Here is a 16,407-nt window from a genome sequence, read left to right on the forward strand (position 1 = left end):
CCCCTGAGGAAATTGCGGCAGGTTTATTCTGCTTTAGGATGCCCGATTGGCGGCAAGCCTCAACGCTGGGAAACCTGCACCTCATGGGACATAGGGGCTGTAAGTCTGAAAATCTGATGCATTGATCGCATTCAATCTATGCGGAAACGAAATAAACCGTAACACTTTGTAGTTAGTGATACGGATCAGACCTTGAATCTTGCATAACCTGAGTGTCATCAAGATTATCAACTCATCAAAATTGTCAACTCACCGCATGGCAGATTTTTTAGGTTTGCCCTCGGTCTTGCATTTCAGTTCGTGTTCAGATTGAGAACACTTTTTATCACAAGGCTTGACCCATGACAGACACGATTTCAGCCGCCGTATCGCTCAATAAGTTTGAGAAGTTGAAAGCCGAGAAAGACGGTCTTGCGGTAAAGACTGAACTGGAAGATTTTGCGCGCATTGGCTGGGAAGCCGTAGATGGCAACGATCGCGACCATCGCCTCAAGTGGTTGGGGGTGTTCTTCCGCCCGGTGACTCCTGGCAAATTTATGATGCGGATGCGGATGCCCAACGGCATTCTCACGAGCGGGCAAATGCGCGTCTTGGCGGAAGTGTTGCAGCGCTATGGAGAAGACGGCTACGGCGACATCACGACCCGTCAAAACGTCCAACTGCGAGGCGTTCGGATCGAAGATTTGCCAGACATCTTCCGCCGGTTTGAGGAAGCAGGGCTGTCGAGTATGCAAACCGGAATGGATAATGTTCGCAATATTACTGGCTCTCCGGTGGCAGGCATTGATGCCGACGAACTGATTGACACTCGTGGGTTAGTTCGCAAAGTCCAAGACATGATTACGAACAATGGGCGGGGCAATCCAAGTTTTACGAATCTGCCCCGCAAATTTAACATTGCGATCGCAGGGTGTCGAGATAATTCCGTTCATGCCGAAATCAACGATATCGCCTTCATTCCGGCTTACAAAAACAGAACGCTGGGCTTTAACGTTGTCGTCGGTGGCTTCTTCTCTGCCAAACGCTGCGAGGCGGCTGTCCCCCTAAATGCCTGGGTTGACGCCCGCGATGTCGTGGCGCTGTGCGAAGCGATTTTGATCGTCTACCGCAATCACGGCTTACGCGCCAATCGTCAGAAATCTCGCTTGATGTGGCTGATCGACGAGTGGGGCATCGAGAAATTTCGCCAAGAGGTCGAACAGGAGTTTGGCGGGGTGCTTCAGACAGCGGCACCGAAAGACGAGTTTCTGTGGGATAAGCGCGATCACATCGGTATTCATGCTCAAAAACAACCGGGCTTAAACTACGTTGGGCTGCACGTTCCGGTCGGTCGGTTGTTTGCTCAAGACATGTTTGATCTCGCTCGCATTGCCGATGTCTACGGTAGTGGCGAAATTCGCTTGACGGTTGAGCAAAATGTGATCATTCCCAATGTCCCCGATTCTCGTGTTGCTGCCTTGACCCGCGAACCCCTGGTGCAAACACGGTTTTCCATTCAGCCCGAAAATTTGGCTCGGGCTTTGGTGTCGTGCACAGGCGCTCAGTTCTGCAACTTTGCGCTGATTGAAACCAAAAATCGCGCCGTGGCGTTGATCAACGAAATTGAGACAGAACTCCAGTGTTCTCGCCCCGTGCGGATTCACTGGACGGGTTGCCCCAACTCGTGCGGACAACCTCAGGTGGCAGACATTGGCTTAATGGGCACCAAGGTTCGCAAAGATGGCAAGACGGTAGAAGGCGTTGATCTCTACCGAGGCGGCACGGTTGGTAAAAATGCTCATCTGGGGACTTGTGTTCAGAAAGGCATTCCCTGCGAGGATCTTAAGCCGATTCTGCAAGAAATTTTGGTGCAGGAATTTGGGGCAAAACCCCGATCTAGACTGCCAACAGCGATGAACCTGCCAACCAAAGCAGCGCGAGCCAAACCGATGAACGGAGTGACCAATGGATCGGTGGGGGCGACAGCCGTGCTATCTCGCCCCGAACTCCCGACTCAAGTTGCCCCGCCTCCAGCCGTTGCGGCTTCTGCAACCGTGAGTTTTGCCCAATCTAATCAGGAGATCGCCTGCACGCAGGATGACTTGATTTTAGAGATTGCAGAACAGGCTAGAGTCGCGATCGCTAGCAGTTGTCGATCGGGGACGTGCGGCACCTGCAAGGCGACCCTGCTATCGGGCGAAGTTAGCTATGACAGTGAGCCTGATGGGTTGGATGAGTGCGATCGCGCGGCAGGTCGCATTCTCACCTGCATTGCCCGACCTGTTGGGAAAGTTCGATTAGATGTGTAATGTCAGCGTTGCTCCAAACCTTGCTTGAGCTATTTACAATTTCATCTAATTTTATAGTTAGTCAGGTTGTTTTTTAGCTTGGCTAATTTCTCTGAGCTAACTCTGAGCTAACTCTGAAGATAGTTTTGGTATTCAGCATAGGCTGTTGCCACTCGTGTTCTAAATCCACTCTTACTAAATTGGTTGGGGACGAAATGACTCACTTCTCAAGACGGAAATTTATCATTACCGCAGGCGCAAGTGCAACGGGAGCACTGTTGGTCAATGGATGCAGCACCGGGTTAAACAAGAGCGCAACCAGTAGCGGGGCAAATTCAAGTGCGATTCCGGCTGTCAATTCTGGCACCGGCGACACGCCAGAAACCGCAAAAGCCACCCTAGGATTCATTGCCCTCACCGATTGTTCTCCGCTTGCGATCGCCAAAGAAAAGGGCATGTTCGCCAAATACGGCATGACCGATGTGAATGTTGCTAAGCAAACGTCTTGGGCAGTGACCCGCGATAACCTCGAACTGGGCAGCGATCGCGGGGGCATTGATGGCGCACACATTTTAACGCCGATGCCCTTTTTGCTGACAACCGGCAAAATCACCAAAGGCGGTACCCCTGTGCCCATGTATATCTTGGCGCGGCTCAATACTGACGGTCAGGGCATTTCTCTGTCAAATGATTATAAAGAGCTTGACATTGCCGCCAAAGCTGAACGGCTGAAAGCGAAAGTAGACGAGCGCAAAGCCGCCAACCAAAAGTTTAAGTGTGCCGTCACGTTTCCGGGCGGTACTCACGATCTGTGGATGCGCTATTGGCTGGCCGCCAATGGCATTGATCCCATGAACGATGTTGATATTGTGGTGGTTCCACCGCCCCAAATGGTTGCCAATATGGAAACCAAAACGATGGATGCCTTCTGTGTAGGCGAACCTTGGAATCAGCGATTAGTCTCTAAAAATCTTGGGTTCAACGCCGTTACCACGGGTGAAATGTGGAAGAATCATCCTGAGAAAGCGCTTTCCATGCGAGCCGATTGGGTTGATAAAAATCCGAAAGCGGCAAAGGCGGTTTTGATGGCAGTGCAAGAAGCGCAGCAATGGTGTGATAAAGATGAAAACAAAGAAGAGATGGCTAAAATTGTCTCTGCGGACAAATACATCAAAGCGCCTGCCTCTGACATTATTGAGCGCATGAAGGGCAATTTTGATTTTGGCAACGGTCGCACCCTCCAAAACAGCGATCTGATGATGAAGTTTTGGCGTGAGAATGCATCGTTCCCCTACAAAAACCATGACCTCTGGTTTGTGACGGAGAACATTCGCTGGGGCTATCTGCCGGGGGATACGGATGCCAAAGCGCTAGTTGATAAAGTCAATCGTTCTGATTTGTGGAAGGAAGCCGCCACAGCCATCGGCGCGCCAGAGGCAGAGATTCCCAAAGAAGACTCGCGCGGCGTCGAGACGTTTTTTGACGGGATCGCGTTTGATGGGGCAAATCCTAGAGCCTACCTCGATAGCCTCAAGTTTAAGACCGCCTAGAGTTGGGTGAGAGACGAGGGAAGAGTGCAGGCAATTAACTGCCGTAGAACCCGTCTTGCGTCTCCGAATTGCCTCTTTTAAGAAATCGCTTCTTCTATGACATTGAGCAATTGAGGGAACTCTCACCCTAGCTTTCTTTTTCAAAGAGGGAACCAGAGGGGGAGCGGCTCCTCTCTGAGAAAGGGTTGGCAAAGTTTTTGAGCCGCTCTGCGAGAGGGCGAAAGCGTGATGATATTGCTCAACCCGCCCCATTTACCCTCAGCGTTGAACTCACTTCACCCCGTTAGGAATTTCTGCCATGACCAGTATCAACCCATCGGCTCGGCTCAAAAAGCCATCGCAGCTATCGAAGAAAGCGGCTAACCTTGCAAAGTCCTCGGTGCCGATCATCATTTGTTTAGCGATCGCACTGGGAGTTTGGCAACTGCTTTGTCTCGCTCCAGATTCTAAAATGCCAAGTCCGATTCGAGTTATTGCCCAAACCTGGACGCTGATTCTCGACCCGTTTTATGACAACGGCGGCACTGATAAAGGACTTGGATTGCAGATTTTGATTAGCTTGCAGCGCGTTGCCTTTGGCTATAGCCTAGCCGCGATCGCAGGCATTTCGATCGGGGCATTCATCGGCTTAAACTCATTTATGCGCCGAGGTCTCGACCCCATTATTCAAGTCCTGCGAACCGTACCACCGTTGGCATGGCTGCCGATCGCCTTGGGCATTTTTCAAAGCAGCGATCCAGCCACTATTTTTGTAATTTTTATTACTGCTATTTGGCCTATTTTGATCAACACTGCGGTAGGCGTGCAGCAAATTCCCCAAGACTATAACAACGTTGCGAAGGTATTGCGGCTCTCTGGCAAAGAGTATTTCTTTAGCATTTTGCTACCGTCTACGGTTCCCTACGTGTTTGGGGGCTTGAGAATTGGCATTGGGTTGGCATGGTTGGCGATCGTAGCGGCTGAAATGTTGAAGGCAGAAGGCGGCATCGGGTTCAAGATTTGGGACGCCTATAACGCAGGCAACGAAAATAGCATGAGCGAAATCGTGATTTGCGTGCTATATGTCGGGTTGGTGGGTCTGGCGCTCGATCGGCTGGTGGGTTGGATTGGCTCTCGCATTGGCTCCGATAGTTAATTTCGCTTGTTCTGCGCTTTCGTTTCGCTGTCCTTCATCCTTGATCCCCATGTCTTTCTTTGTTGAAATTGATCACATCGATCGCACCTTTCCCCTTAAAGATGGCGGCAGCTACATTGCCCTCAAAAATATTGACCTCAACGTTAAAAAGGGAGAATTTGTTTCTCTGATTGGTCACTCTGGCTGCGGTAAGTCTACGCTACTCAACATTCTGGCAGGTCTCGATAAACCCACCCAAGGCGGAATTGTTCTAGATGGTCGGCAAGTGACAGAACCTGGTCCCGACCGGATGATGGTGTTTCAAAACTATTCGCTGTTGCCGTGGAAAACGGTTCGCGAAAATGTTTCGCTTGCGGTGGAGAAAGTTCTAAAAACCTTGCCCAAAGATGAGCGCGATCGCATTGTTGAACATCACATCGATCTGGTGGGCTTACGCAACGCTGCCGATAAAAAACCTCGCGAACTTTCTGGCGGCATGAAACAACGGGTGGCGATCGCCCGTGCCCTTGCCATTCGTCCAAAACTTTTGCTGCTAGACGAACCCTTTGGCGCACTAGATGCCCTCACCCGGGGTAACTTGCAGCAGCAACTGATGCAAATCTGCGAAGAAAACCATCTCACCTGTGTCATGGTGACGCACGACGTAGACGAAGCCTTGCTGCTCTCCGATCGCATTGTGATGCTCACCAATGGGCCTGAATCCCATGTGGGGCAAATTCTCGACGTGGCGATTCCCCGCCCGCGTCAGCGCTTGGAAGTGGTAAACCATCCGAGCTATTACAGTTTGAGAAACGAAATCATTTATTTTCTCAATCAGCAAAAGCGCGACAAGAAACGCAAGCAAAAACAGATCGGTGCGATCGCGCGCAACGGCTTGGAAAAGGTCAACCTCGATATTGGGTTTGTGCCGCTCACCGACTGCGCCCCCCTCGTGGTTGCCAAGGAGAAAGGATTTTTCGCCAAGCATGGGCTAGAACAGGTCAACCTCAGCCGCGAACCGAGTTGGAAAGCCGTAGCAGACGGCATCCGCACCCAGCGCCTAGATGCCGCGCAAATGCTGGCAGGAATGCCCCTTGCCATGACCTTAGGCTACGCCGACAACCCCCGACTGCCGGTGATCACGGCGCTGGTGACGGCTCGCAACGGCAACGCAATCACGCTGAAAAAAGAATTTCTCGATCGCGGCGTGCGATCGCTGAGCGACTTGAAATCGGTGCTCAAAGACGACCCGGTTACGCTGGCAACCGTGCACCCCACCTCAATGCACAACCTGATGTTGCGCTACTGGTTGGCATCGGCAGGCATCGACCCAGACCACGATTTGAAACTGACGATCGTGCCGCCTCCCCAAATGGTTGCCAACCTCAGCGCCGGGAATATTGACGGCTACTGTGTGGGAGAACCGTGGAACTCCCGCGCGATTCGGGAAGGCTTGGGCTACGCGATCGCAACGGATCTAGACATCTGGGCGGCTCATCCTGAAAAAGTGCTCGGCGTGCGAGAAGACTGGACAAACCAGCACCCCGAAACCCACAATGCCCTCGTGAAAGCCCTGCTCGAAGCCTGCGAATATTGCGACGATCGCCGCAACCGAGAAGAAATTCTCAGCTTGATGGCGCGTCCTCAGTACATGGGTGCGTCGGCAGACTATGCGCGTCCGGGCTTTATCGATGCCTACGATCGCGGCACAGGAGAAGCACCCGAATCGCTGCTGCGCTTCAATCAGTTTCATGTCGATAACGCCAACTGCCCCGGACGAGCAGAAGGACTCTGGATCTTGACTCAACTGGCTCGGTGGGAGATTACCGCCTTCCCTCGCAACTGGATCGAGGTTTTAGAACGGGTGCGCCGGGTGGATGTCTACGGTCGAGCGGCAAGAGAATTGGGGCTGCCCGACAACGAGGGCAACCGCCACCCCTTCCAACTGTTCGATGGCAAAGTGTTTAACCCTGACGACCCGATCGGCTATCTCAACAGTCTGGAGATCGGTCGAGACCTCCGCATCGAAGAGATCATCATCGACCCTGTTAGCGAGAGTCATCTTGCGATCGCGGTGTAGGTCGATCCCGCCCTTCCTCTATCTCAATCTTGGCAACATCATCCCTTCTCCCACTCTGTGCTATGCAAATCCTCTCTACTCCCGATGCTCAATCTCTTGCAGCAGACCTGCCTCCCTTTCTCGAAATCGATCGCGTCTCGAAAATCTACCCCACCCCCAAAGGGGACGCCGTTGTGCTCGACGACATTAGCTTGACAGTCAACGAAGGCGAATTTATCTGCGTGATCGGTCACTCTGGGTGCGGTAAATCAACCCTGCTCGATATGGTGTCTGGTTTTCGCGAGCCAACCCGCGGAGAAGTGCGTCTCCAAGGCAAACGCGTCACCCGCCCCGGCCCCGATCGCATGGTCGTGTTTCAAAACTATTCCCTGTTGCCCTGGAAAACAGCTTACGAGAATGTCTATCTCGCGGTGAACGCGGTGTATCCCGACAAGTCGAAAGCCGAAAAAACTGAAATTGTCCGCAAGCACCTGACCATGGTAGGACTTGATGAAGCAGCCAACAAAAAGCCCGGACAGCTTTCAGGGGGCATGAAGCAGCGCGTGTCGATCGCTCGCGCATTGGCCATCTACCCGCAAGTCTTGGTGCTAGACGAACCCTTCGGTGCCCTCGACGCCATTACCAAAGAAGAGCTTCAAGAAGAACTTCTTAAAATCTGGGGACAGCACACCGTCACCGTGCTGATGATCACCCATGACATTGACGAAGCGCTATTTCTGGCCGATCGCATCGTCATGATGACCAATGGGCCTGCCGCTAACATTGGCGAAATCATGGAGGTTCCGTTTAGCCGACCCCGCGATCGCGCTCAGATGATGGAAGATCCGCACTACTACACATTACGAAATCAGGCATTAGATTTCTTATATGGTCGGTTTGCGTTGGCTGATGTTGAGTAAGGGCAAGCCCCTGGCACTCTTCCATTGGCTCAACCAACGTTCCGCAGGCTCGCTCATCTGGTGGCTCCCTTGTTTGATTCCCCTTATTAATTGCCAATCGTCGCGATGGAACCCGCGCACATGATTTCTTCCCAACCTGCCCCCCCCTCTGGGGTCAAGCCTATTTTCTGCTATTACACCAACTCCACAAACCAACTTCAGATCGCCAAGCTAGCGAATGCTTCAGGGTTCACCCTAGAGCGAGTCGTATTTCCCCAACAGCGCATTTTGTTTGAAGCGTTACCCAGCGCGTTGATCAAGATCTACATCTATTCCAAAACCGACGGTGTAACGTTACTAGATGCCATTCTCTGTGAGAAATTACAAGTTTTATCCAAAGGTGGGTGTGATTAAGTCTACAGTGAAGGGGTTTTAACGATGGCTGAACCAACCAAAACGCTGTGTCCATATTGTGGAGTGGGCTGCGGCTTAGAAGTCATGGCTCCGGCTCAGCCTGGTAAAGCAGTGAATCGGGATAAAGACGGGACTCCGATTTGGTTTGTCAGGGGCGATCGCACTCATCCATCGAGCCAGGGCATGGTGTGTGTCAAGGGTGCCACGATCGCCGAATCGCTGCACAAAGACAGGCTACGCTATCCGATGATGCGCGAGTCGCTCGATCAGCCCTTTCGTCAGGTGTCGTGGGATGATGCGATCGTCGCGATCGTCAACCGAATTCAGGTCGTCCGCTTTACCCAAGGACCCGATGCCATCTGCATGTACGGCTCTGGGCAGTTTCAAACCGAAGACTACTACATTGCCCAAAAGCTGATCAAAGGCTGTTTGGGCACGAATAATTTTGATGCAAATTCGCGCCTGTGCATGTCTTCTGCGGTGTCAGGTTATATTCAAAGCTTTGGGGCAGATGGTCCGCCCTGCTGTTACGACGATTTAGACGAAACCGATTGTGCCTTTTTAATCGGCACCAATACCGCCGAATGCCATCCGATTCTCTACAACCGATTGCGGAAGCACCACAAAAAGCATCGCAATGTCAAATTGGTGGTCGTCGATCCACGGCGGACGGCAACCGCCGACGGTGCCGATCTGCATCTCGCCATCAAACCCGGAACCGACATCGACCTGATGAACGGGATCGCCTACTTGCTCTGGCGTTGGCATGATCTTGATCACGCCTTTATTGAGACTCACACCAACGGGTTTGATCAGTTTGTGGAGGTGATTCGCCATTATCCGCCGCCTGTTGTGGCTGAGCGGTGCGGCATTTCCGAAGCCGATCTGTCGATGGCGGCTCATTTTTGGGCGCGATCGCAGCGGATTTTGTCGATGTGGTCGATGGGGGTCAACCAGTCGTCTGAAGGAACGGCAAAGGTTCGATCGATCATCAACCTCCACCTGATGACCGGGCAGATCGGCAAACCGGGGGCAGGCCCGTTTTCCCTGACGGGTCAACCCAATGCCATGGGCGGGCGCGAGGCAGGTGGCTTGTCTCACCTGCTACCAGGCTATCGCACCGTGCAGAATGCCCAGCACCGGGAAGACGTTGAGCGTTTTTGGGGCTTGCCGCCGGGCAAAATTTCTCCTAGCCCAGGGCGCACCGCGTGGGAGATGATTTTGGGGCTGGAAATGGGGGAAGTGGGGTTGTTCTGGGTGGCGGCAACAAATCCGGCGGTGAGTATGCCTGATTTAGAGCGCACCAAAGCTGCATTAAAGCGATCGCCCTTTACGATCTATCAAGACTGCTACACTCCTACCGAAATGGTGGACTATGCCCACATTTTGCTGCCTGCGGCTCAGTGGAGCGAAAAAACCGGCGTGATGACCAATTCTGAGCGGCGCATCACACTTTGTTCTCAGTTTCGCACCCCGCCCGGTGAGGCTAAGCCCGATTGGCTAATTTTTGCCGAAGTTGGTCGGCGGTTGGGCTTTGCCAAGCAGTTTGCTTACAACTATTCTGCGGAAGTGTACAAAGAATTTGCACGACTCACCCAGGGTCAACCGTGCGATCAATCTGAACTAAGCCATACCTACTTGTTTGAGCATGGCGCTACCCAGTGGGCAAACCCCGCCGCTCAAGCTTCTGATCTGCCAGAAAAGCCAGGTTTATTGGGTCTGGTACGTCCGGCTCCGGCGGCGGTCTCTTCGCGGTTATACGTCGATCACCAGTTCCACACGCCCGACAAACGCGCCCGCTTTGGGGCATATCATTCTCGTGGGCTGGCTGAGCCGCCCGACGATCGCTATCCGTTTGTCCTGACGACGGGCAGGCTCTATGGGCACTGGCACACCCAGTCTCGCACCGGACGGATCGAAAAACTCCGCGTCATGCACCCCAATCCGTTTATTGAGATTCATCCGAAAGATGCTGAAAAATTGGGAGTGAAGTCTGATGAATGGGTTGAGGTGCGATCGCGCCGGGGCATGGCGCGGTTTCCGGTCTTGGTCACGAAAGCGATCGCACCCGGAACCGTTTTTGTGCCGATGCACTGGGGCGCACTCTGGGCAGACCAAGCCGAAGCGAATGCTTTGACCCATGCCGAAGCGTGCCCCGATTCGAGACAGCCAGAATTAAAAGCCTGCGCGGTGGAAATTCTCCCGATTTCTGCCGAAGTGGTGGCTCAAGCGCAGGAGTTTGAGCCGTCTTTGGTGCGATGATGGCTAAATTCTGGTGTTGGGCGCAGGGTTGCGATCGCCAACGCATAACTTCAAATATGACGCTTTTCTTTATGATGAGTCTTTCTACCTAGTATGCTTACAACAGCAGTTTAGAATAGTTCGCGATGGGTAGGCTAAAGCGTTTATCTCAAGCTATGGGACGGGCACTGGAAAACGGCAATTTTTTAAGGCTCACAAGCGATGTTGAACGATGGGTGTCTAAGGTATTAGCCCTTGCGATGCTGATCGTAATTTTCGCATCGGTGTTTGAGCTTATTACCTTTATGGTGACAGAACTATTCTATGCACAACCAATTGGTCGGTTTGGCGGAACACTGTTTGCGACTTTCGGTTTGTTTCTGAATGTTCTAATTGCCTTTGAAATTCTAGAAAATATTACGGCGTATTTAAAGCATCACGTAGTGCAAGCAGAGTTGGTGATTGTGACCTCCCTGATCGCGGTTGCCCGTAAAATCATTATTCTAGATCTAGAAAAAACAACCGGAGTTGATCTGATTGCCCTCGCCGCCGCCATTTTGGCTCTGGCAATTAGTTACTGGATTGTCCGTAAAGTTGCTCCCAAAAATAATCATTGAATTCAAACGTGTAATGGCTGAATTTTTTCAATTTGAATCTGATTTTGTTGAGTCGTTACGCTGCATTCCGATGCAAGTGCGATTTAAATTAGATACGTGCGGTGTAAAGCTAAAATTGCACCAATGGAACAAGTTTAATGAGCGCGATCGCACTCAGCTAATCGAGATGCCGTGCAGCACAGCATCAGAGATTGAAACCTATCGATCGCAATTACATCAACTCATCCAAACCCGAACAGGAGAAACAGCTAGTGATCTACCGCTCGACCTGCATCCTGATTGGTTAGAAGGTGCGATCGTACCTGAGAGTGTGCAAACTCAAGCGCAAGAATTGGGGTTTACAATTCAACCGTCTCACTGGGCAAACCTAACGCCTTTACAGCGTTTTGCCCTGATTAAGTTAAGCCGTTCCAATCACGAAAACAAAAACTTTCTACCCGCATTAAAGGAATTTAGTTTGGTATGAGCTAATTGCCTTCTAGTTTGCATTGCCCCATATCCAATCCCACAATTATTCAATCTACTCAATTTGCAACTTGAATGCCGATCAGCTTAGCAACACGTCGGAGTCCCTTGTCTAAACTCTCTAAAAATTCAGTTCTGTAAACAACTCTGACACTGCTAATGTAAATTCTGGAATAACTTCTTCTCCATCTAATTGATCCGTTATTTTTAGCAACCGATCAGGCTGTGGCTGTCGATAGACTAAGACACTTTCTTCATCGGGATTAATCACCCACACAAGGCGGGAGCCACTCTCAAAATATTCAACCAGCTTAGTGTGAATTTCCTCGAATGTATTACTGGGTGAAATCACTTCGACAGCCAAATCAGGCGCACCTTGAAAAAATCCTTTTGGCAGTTTTTTAAGTCCATGCAGACGCTCTTTTGCAACAAATGAAACGTCAGGCGATCGCTTGTTTCCGGTGTTCATCGTAAACGCGGTACTCGAATCACACAGAACCCCTAACTTGTGGGCATGAACGAATCCTCCTAGAAAGATGGTCAAAATACAGGCAACGTATCCATGCTCCATGCCAGAATTGCCCATAATTTTCAGTTCCCCATCTATTAGCTCATAGCGCTGTCCATCGTCAGGCAGTGCCATAAACGCTTCATCTGTCCAGTTCTTCTCAGAGGTTGTGATCACAGAACTCTCCTTCAGTAAGAGTATGAATGATTCACTTTTCAGTGTAGCGCCCTAATTTATACTGCCAGCCTAAAAATTGGTCGAGATCGCTTGGACAGGGCAAGTCGGGATACATTGTTCACAGACAATGCAGCGCGATCGCGTGAACGTTAGCTTAAACGATTGCGGATCGAGGGTGAGTGCCTCCGTCGGACAAACCCCCGTGCACAACCCGCAATCGACACAGGTTTCTTCATCGATCACGAGTTCGCGGCTGGCAAACGAGACAGTGATATCTTGCGATCGCATCCACTCGATCGCCGCATCAAGCTGATCAATATCGCCCAGCAGTTCAACGACTAATTTTCCAATTTGATTGGGCGCAACTTGGGCACGAATAATATTTGCAGCGACATTAAAATCTTTTGCCAGCCGATAGGTGACAGGCATCTGCACAGAGCGCTTGGGAAACGTTAGAGTGACTCGCTTTTTCACTCTCTAATTTTAGGTGTTAATTGTAGTTATAATGCCTAGTCGCTAAACTAAAAGAGTTTGCTTAACCATGCAGCTATGACCCCTAATGTAACTCCAGACCCTGTTAACTCAACGAGTGGGGCACGGGTGAGAAATTTTCTGATTGCCCTAGCCGCGATCGCGCTGACGGTGGTGTTTTCTCTCAGCTTAAAAACGCAAACCACGAGTGTTTCGCTGAGTGCGATGGCGACGGCATCTGTTCCTCTAGAAGTGGCGCTGGGCAATGGCAAACCCTCGCTGATGGAGTTTTATGCCGACTGGTGTACAAGCTGTCAGGCGATGGCTCCAGAATTGAAATCGCTGAAAGACCAATACAGCGATCGCGTAAATTTTGTCATGCTCAATGTGGATAACGAGAAATGGTTGCCGGAAATTCTTTCTTACCGGGTTGATGGTATTCCTCACTTCGTCTACGTCAGCGATGACGGCAGATCGATCGGGCAAGCGATCGGGGAACAGCCTCGCAACATTATCGAGGACAATCTGATCGCCCTCACGACTGGAACTGCCTTGCCTCACGCCCAAGGTACAGGTCAAACCTCAGAATTTTCGGCTCCCGTCTCGCAACAAGGAAACGCTTCTGACCCACGTAGTCACGGTAGCCAAGTCGTTGATAGAAGCTAATTCTAGCAATGCTAAGGTGTGCTTCCTGCGGAGTTGCGCTGAGTAGTAAAAAAGCCACGATCCATTTATACTATTCTCAATTAGTGAGAATGAGTAGCAGTAAGGATGGCAACAATCTACACAGAGAATGAGTGGAATGAGGTGTACCAGGAAATCTCTGAGCGAGGTTGGTCTACTTGGCGGGAGAATGAGTTTGAAATTATTGAGACCTGGGATCATGACTTTAGTGGCGGCAAGGCAAATCATGTGTTTCTACGATCGGGCTTGCAAGTCGATCTATTTGAACACAAGCATCACCAACCTTGGGCAGTGGATCGTGCAATCGAAGAGAATCCTTTTGTAACGCTTGCTTTTGCCATTAAAGGATCAATGCAGGTTTCCTCTTTCGGTGTGAAGGAAAATTACTGCGAACAACCCGGAAAAAGTTACCTGTTTTACATCGATCAAGTTCGCGAGATTGAGCAGGTGATGACAGGACACTGGCTCAATGTCAGAATTCGGGTTGCCCCATCTCTGCTCAGAGGTTTGAGTGCAGGTCGGGAAGCGTTGTTGCCAGATGAACTGAAGGCATTGCTCAACACAGATTCATTGTCGTTGTTTCATCGTGCTGTCGGTCAGCAAACCTCAGCGATGCAGAATGCGTTATGGCAACTCCTCCACTGCCCTTTGCAAGGGGTGATGCGGCAGTTTTATTTAGAAGCAAAAGTGCTGGAACTAATCGCCTTACAGTTTGCTCAACTGGCGGATACATCATCGGAGGTATTGTCTCCAGAAGGTGTGTTGCGATTAGCGCAGAGCGCAACTCCGAAGGAACCGCGGACTCTAAAATCCGATGATCACGATCGCATCTACCAAGCCAGAGACATTTTGTTGCGCCATGCTGCCCATCCTCCCACTGTGATCGATCTAGCGCGGCAGGTGGGATTGAATGAGTTCAAACTCCAGCAGGGCTTTCAACACCTATTTGGTAACACGGTGTTTGGTTGTCTGCGGGAACATCAGATGCAGGAGGCGCGATCGCTGCTGTTAGAGGGCAATATCACTGTTGCCGGAGTTGCAACCAGGGTAGGCTATGCCAGCCGAACGGCATTCAACGCCGCATTTTCCAAACAGTTCGGGATGAGTCCCAAGGAATTTCAGCAGACGAACCGAATCCGGTAAAGTGACAACTCCCGCCGCTAACCGCACGATTAGAATTTCCTAGCGTCACAGGACTGGCAACCCAGTTTACGTTTGGCTGCGGGAATGCGTACAGATATCAGTTTGTTCTCGCTAAAGAACGAACAGTTAAGATTTCATCGGGACGTAGGACATCTACTACCGATACTGGGACAACAATGACTCTAAGAGACTCTCCAACGGCATTGAATACTTCCAGTACACATCCCTCTTCTCCACCACTGGGATGAGAAACAAAATCAACCAGCGTTGCAATATCACCTGCTCTGAGTTCATACTCTGGTAGATCGCAGGTTAAGGCAACTTCTTGGTAAAGCTCCAGCGTCATGGTTTGGTCTCCTTAAATGGTTTTAAAGTCACGAACTGGAATTTTCCATCGATCTGTCGCTGTAGCCAAATTGTAACAACAGATAAGGTAACACCGTTAGCACCAACCAGTTCTCCAACAACTTGGTAAGAGGTTCCATACTCATTGTTTCTATCCTCAACCGCCTCGCCTGCTTGCGCGATCGACTGAATAGCTACTCTCAGAGCTTCTGGGTTATCTGTTGTAAATTCAGCTTGTGCCAAGAACTTTGACTTATCATTTCTGGCTTTTTGTACCAGCAGGTAACAGGCTATTTTAGCCTCTGGAATGACCGCATCTTCTGGAATTTTCACTTTGAAATGTCTTTATTCTTTTCTGTTTTGATTATGCGACAGAAGCAGCAAAAATTTGTAGATACCGGTTCTGCGACGGAATCTTTCAGAGCTTGTCTGAAGGAGAATCGCAAAAACGATCGCTCTCGAAGACAAAAATGATCGGTCTTGAAGACAGTACGATCGCGCAATTCCCCTAAGATTGTCTCCATCTTGTTAAAAGTCATTCTCAATTGATGTTCTGAGATGACGGTCATTTGTGGTGGAGTGGAGACGATGATGCAGAAACAATGGCAATTGTACGCTTTGGCGATCGGGGTAGTATCTGTTTGGGTGGGTCAACCTGGATTAGCGGAATCGACAAGCGATCGTTCCCGTCCTGCCACTACCGTCAAGGAATGGATGGCTCAAGTCGAAGCAGCAACGGTGCAGATAACAAATGTGCAACTCAACCGCACCGACACAGGTTTAGAGATCGTTCTAGAAACAGCAGGCAAGCCCTTACAAATTGATGTGACAAAGTTTCGCACAGAGGGGAACTCGCTGATTGCTGAGATTTCCAATACAGTGCTGGCATTACCGCAGGGGCAACTCTTCAGCGCTGAAACCCCAACGACGGATATTGCCAATGTTCAAGTGGTGCAGCAGGACGCGGGTGGCATTCGGATCAGTGTGACGGGAAACAATGCGCTACCCAAAACGGAAGTCACCTTGAAAACGGGAGAACTGGCGTATAGCCTCAACCCGGAAGCGGACGAACCGGATGAGGAAATCGTGGTGACAGGGGAAAGAAGCGGCTATCGGGTGCCGAATTCCAGCACTGCAACTAAAACGGATACACCTCTGCGCGACATTCCCCAAGTAATTCAGGTGATCCCACAACAGCTTATCCGGGATCAAAATATCACTAAACTCCAAGACGCGATCGTAAACGTTCCTGGTGTGAACGTGTTTACACCTTCATACTTTCCAACCGCTAATGTGTCCTTTCGAGGATTTGTTTCAGGTGGTCTTTCTGGCAATTATTTAAGAGACGGTTTAAGAAACCCGATCCAAACCACCAATGATACCAAATCAAAAAATGCCTGCGACAGATAGTGCATTTACGATAAAGCTAAAGCCAGTGACAGAAGCAACGGTT

At 50.6% G+C, this 16,407-nt stretch carries 16 protein-coding genes; 12 read left to right on the plus strand and 4 right to left on the minus strand.

From position 1 onward, the window contains the following. Nucleotides 1-341 precede the first annotated feature (341 nt). From GS601_RS18605 to GS601_RS18645, 9 genes are all read left to right on the plus strand, one after another. A complete protein-coding gene (locus tag GS601_RS18605) occupies nucleotides 342-2,288 on the plus strand; it encodes a ferredoxin--nitrite reductase (protein WP_162424792.1) in 1,947 nt (648 codons plus the stop codon). Nucleotides 2,289-2,482: 194 nt separating this feature from the next. After that, complete coding sequence (locus tag GS601_RS18610) at nucleotides 2,483-3,817, plus strand: CmpA/NrtA family ABC transporter substrate-binding protein (protein ID WP_162424793.1); 1,335 nt, start codon at nucleotides 2,483-2,485, stop codon at nucleotides 3,815-3,817. A gap of 298 nt (nucleotides 3,818-4,115) precedes the next feature. Continuing rightward, nucleotides 4,116-4,952: a nitrate ABC transporter permease gene (ntrB, locus tag GS601_RS18615; protein ID WP_162424794.1), complete on the plus strand. Its 837-nt coding sequence runs from the start codon at nucleotides 4,116-4,118 to the stop codon at nucleotides 4,950-4,952. A 49-nt stretch (nucleotides 4,953-5,001) separates the two neighbouring features. Continuing rightward, entirely contained in the window at nucleotides 5,002-7,011 is a 2,010-nt protein-coding gene (locus tag GS601_RS18620) for an ABC transporter ATP-binding/substrate-binding protein (protein WP_162424795.1), read from the plus strand. 62 nt (nucleotides 7,012-7,073) lie between these two features. Further along, nucleotides 7,074-7,910: a nitrate ABC transporter ATP-binding protein gene (locus GS601_RS18625; protein ID WP_162424796.1), complete on the plus strand. Its 837-nt coding sequence runs from the start codon at nucleotides 7,074-7,076 to the stop codon at nucleotides 7,908-7,910. 120 nt (nucleotides 7,911-8,030) lie between these two features. Beyond that, nucleotides 8,031-8,303, plus strand: a complete 273-nt coding sequence (locus GS601_RS18630) for a DUF1830 domain-containing protein (RefSeq protein ID WP_162424797.1) — start codon at nucleotides 8,031-8,033, stop codon at nucleotides 8,301-8,303. Nucleotides 8,304-8,327: 24 nt separating this feature from the next. Next, complete coding sequence (locus GS601_RS18635; RefSeq protein WP_162424798.1) at nucleotides 8,328-10,565, plus strand: molybdopterin oxidoreductase family protein; 2,238 nt, start codon at nucleotides 8,328-8,330, stop codon at nucleotides 10,563-10,565. Nucleotides 10,566-10,720: 155 nt separating this feature from the next. After that, complete coding sequence (locus GS601_RS18640; RefSeq protein WP_238393367.1) at nucleotides 10,721-11,161, plus strand: phosphate-starvation-inducible PsiE family protein; 441 nt, start codon at nucleotides 10,721-10,723, stop codon at nucleotides 11,159-11,161. 13 nt (nucleotides 11,162-11,174) lie between these two features. Further along, a complete protein-coding gene (locus GS601_RS18645; RefSeq protein ID WP_162424800.1) occupies nucleotides 11,175-11,627 on the plus strand; it encodes a nitrate reductase associated protein in 453 nt (150 codons plus the stop codon). A gap of 120 nt (nucleotides 11,628-11,747) precedes the next feature. Here GS601_RS18645 and GS601_RS18650 read toward each other — a convergent pair whose 3' ends face one another. Together GS601_RS18650 and GS601_RS18655 are read right to left on the minus strand one after the other, a co-directional pair. Then, nucleotides 11,748-12,311, minus strand: a complete 564-nt coding sequence (locus GS601_RS18650) for a Uma2 family endonuclease (RefSeq protein WP_338017076.1) — start codon at nucleotides 12,309-12,311, stop codon at nucleotides 11,748-11,750. 69 nt (nucleotides 12,312-12,380) lie between these two features. After that, entirely contained in the window at nucleotides 12,381-12,785 is a 405-nt protein-coding gene (locus GS601_RS18655) for an NIL domain-containing protein (RefSeq protein ID WP_162424801.1), read from the minus strand. Between the two features lie 75 nt (nucleotides 12,786-12,860). Here GS601_RS18655 and GS601_RS18660 point away from each other — a divergent pair, with 75 nt between their 5' ends. Both GS601_RS18660 and GS601_RS18665 read left to right on the plus strand, forming a co-directional pair. After that, nucleotides 12,861-13,448 carry a thioredoxin family protein gene (locus GS601_RS18660; protein WP_162424802.1) on the plus strand — a complete coding sequence of 196 codons (588 nt, stop codon included), beginning with the start codon at nucleotides 12,861-12,863 and terminating at the stop codon, nucleotides 13,446-13,448. A gap of 105 nt (nucleotides 13,449-13,553) precedes the next feature. Beyond that, complete coding sequence (locus GS601_RS18665; RefSeq protein WP_162424803.1) at nucleotides 13,554-14,609, plus strand: helix-turn-helix transcriptional regulator; 1,056 nt, start codon at nucleotides 13,554-13,556, stop codon at nucleotides 14,607-14,609. Nucleotides 14,610-14,706: 97 nt separating this feature from the next. On the opposite strand, the gene GS601_RS18670 is transcribed toward GS601_RS18665, so the two are convergent. Both GS601_RS18670 and GS601_RS18675 read right to left on the minus strand, forming a co-directional pair. Next, a complete protein-coding gene (locus GS601_RS18670) occupies nucleotides 14,707-14,955 on the minus strand; it encodes a DUF4926 domain-containing protein (RefSeq protein WP_162424804.1) in 249 nt (82 codons plus the stop codon). After that, nucleotides 14,952-15,287, minus strand: coding sequence for a DUF6883 domain-containing protein (locus GS601_RS18675; RefSeq protein WP_162424805.1), 336 nt, complete (start codon nucleotides 15,285-15,287; stop codon nucleotides 14,952-14,954). Before GS601_RS18675 ends, GS601_RS18670 begins: the two co-directional genes overlap by 4 nt. 255 nt (nucleotides 15,288-15,542) lie before the next feature. Between GS601_RS18675 and GS601_RS18680 the strand changes: the two genes are divergently transcribed. Further along, a complete protein-coding gene (locus GS601_RS18680; protein ID WP_162424806.1) occupies nucleotides 15,543-16,364 on the plus strand; it encodes an AMIN domain-containing protein in 822 nt (273 codons plus the stop codon). Nucleotides 16,365-16,407 lie beyond the last annotated feature (43 nt).

Origin of the sequence: Myxacorys almedinensis A, from assembly GCF_010091945.1 — a bacterium.
Classification (GTDB): Bacteria; Cyanobacteriota; Cyanobacteriia; order Leptolyngbyales; family Leptolyngbyaceae; genus Myxacorys; species Myxacorys almedinensis.

Excerpts from the sequence above, each read along its gene's own strand:
- GS601_RS18680 (WP_162424806.1), top strand. The coding sequence starts at position 15,543 with ATGATGCAGAAACAATGGCAATTGTACGCTTTGGCGATCGGGGTAGTA.
- GS601_RS18665 (WP_162424803.1), top strand. The coding sequence starts at position 13,554 with ATGGCAACAATCTACACAGAGAATGAGTGGAATGAGGTGTACCAGGAA.
- GS601_RS18610 (WP_162424793.1), top strand. The coding sequence starts at position 2,483 with ATGACTCACTTCTCAAGACGGAAATTTATCATTACCGCAGGCGCAAGT.
- GS601_RS18645 (WP_162424800.1), top strand. The coding sequence starts at position 11,175 with ATGGCTGAATTTTTTCAATTTGAATCTGATTTTGTTGAGTCGTTACGC.
- GS601_RS18620 (WP_162424795.1), top strand. The coding sequence starts at position 5,002 with ATGTCTTTCTTTGTTGAAATTGATCACATCGATCGCACCTTTCCCCTT.
- GS601_RS18625 (WP_162424796.1), top strand. The coding sequence starts at position 7,074 with ATGCAAATCCTCTCTACTCCCGATGCTCAATCTCTTGCAGCAGACCTG.
- ntrB (WP_162424794.1), top strand. The coding sequence starts at position 4,116 with ATGACCAGTATCAACCCATCGGCTCGGCTCAAAAAGCCATCGCAGCTA.
- GS601_RS18660 (WP_162424802.1), top strand. The coding sequence starts at position 12,861 with ATGACCCCTAATGTAACTCCAGACCCTGTTAACTCAACGAGTGGGGCA.
- GS601_RS18640 (WP_238393367.1), top strand. The coding sequence starts at position 10,721 with ATGGGACGGGCACTGGAAAACGGCAATTTTTTAAGGCTCACAAGCGAT.
- GS601_RS18630 (WP_162424797.1), top strand. The coding sequence starts at position 8,031 with ATGATTTCTTCCCAACCTGCCCCCCCCTCTGGGGTCAAGCCTATTTTC.
- GS601_RS18605 (WP_162424792.1), top strand. The coding sequence starts at position 342 with ATGACAGACACGATTTCAGCCGCCGTATCGCTCAATAAGTTTGAGAAG.
- GS601_RS18635 (WP_162424798.1), top strand. The coding sequence starts at position 8,328 with ATGGCTGAACCAACCAAAACGCTGTGTCCATATTGTGGAGTGGGCTGC.
- GS601_RS18670 (WP_162424804.1), bottom strand. The coding sequence starts at position 14,955 with ATGACGCTGGAGCTTTACCAAGAAGTTGCCTTAACCTGCGATCTACCA.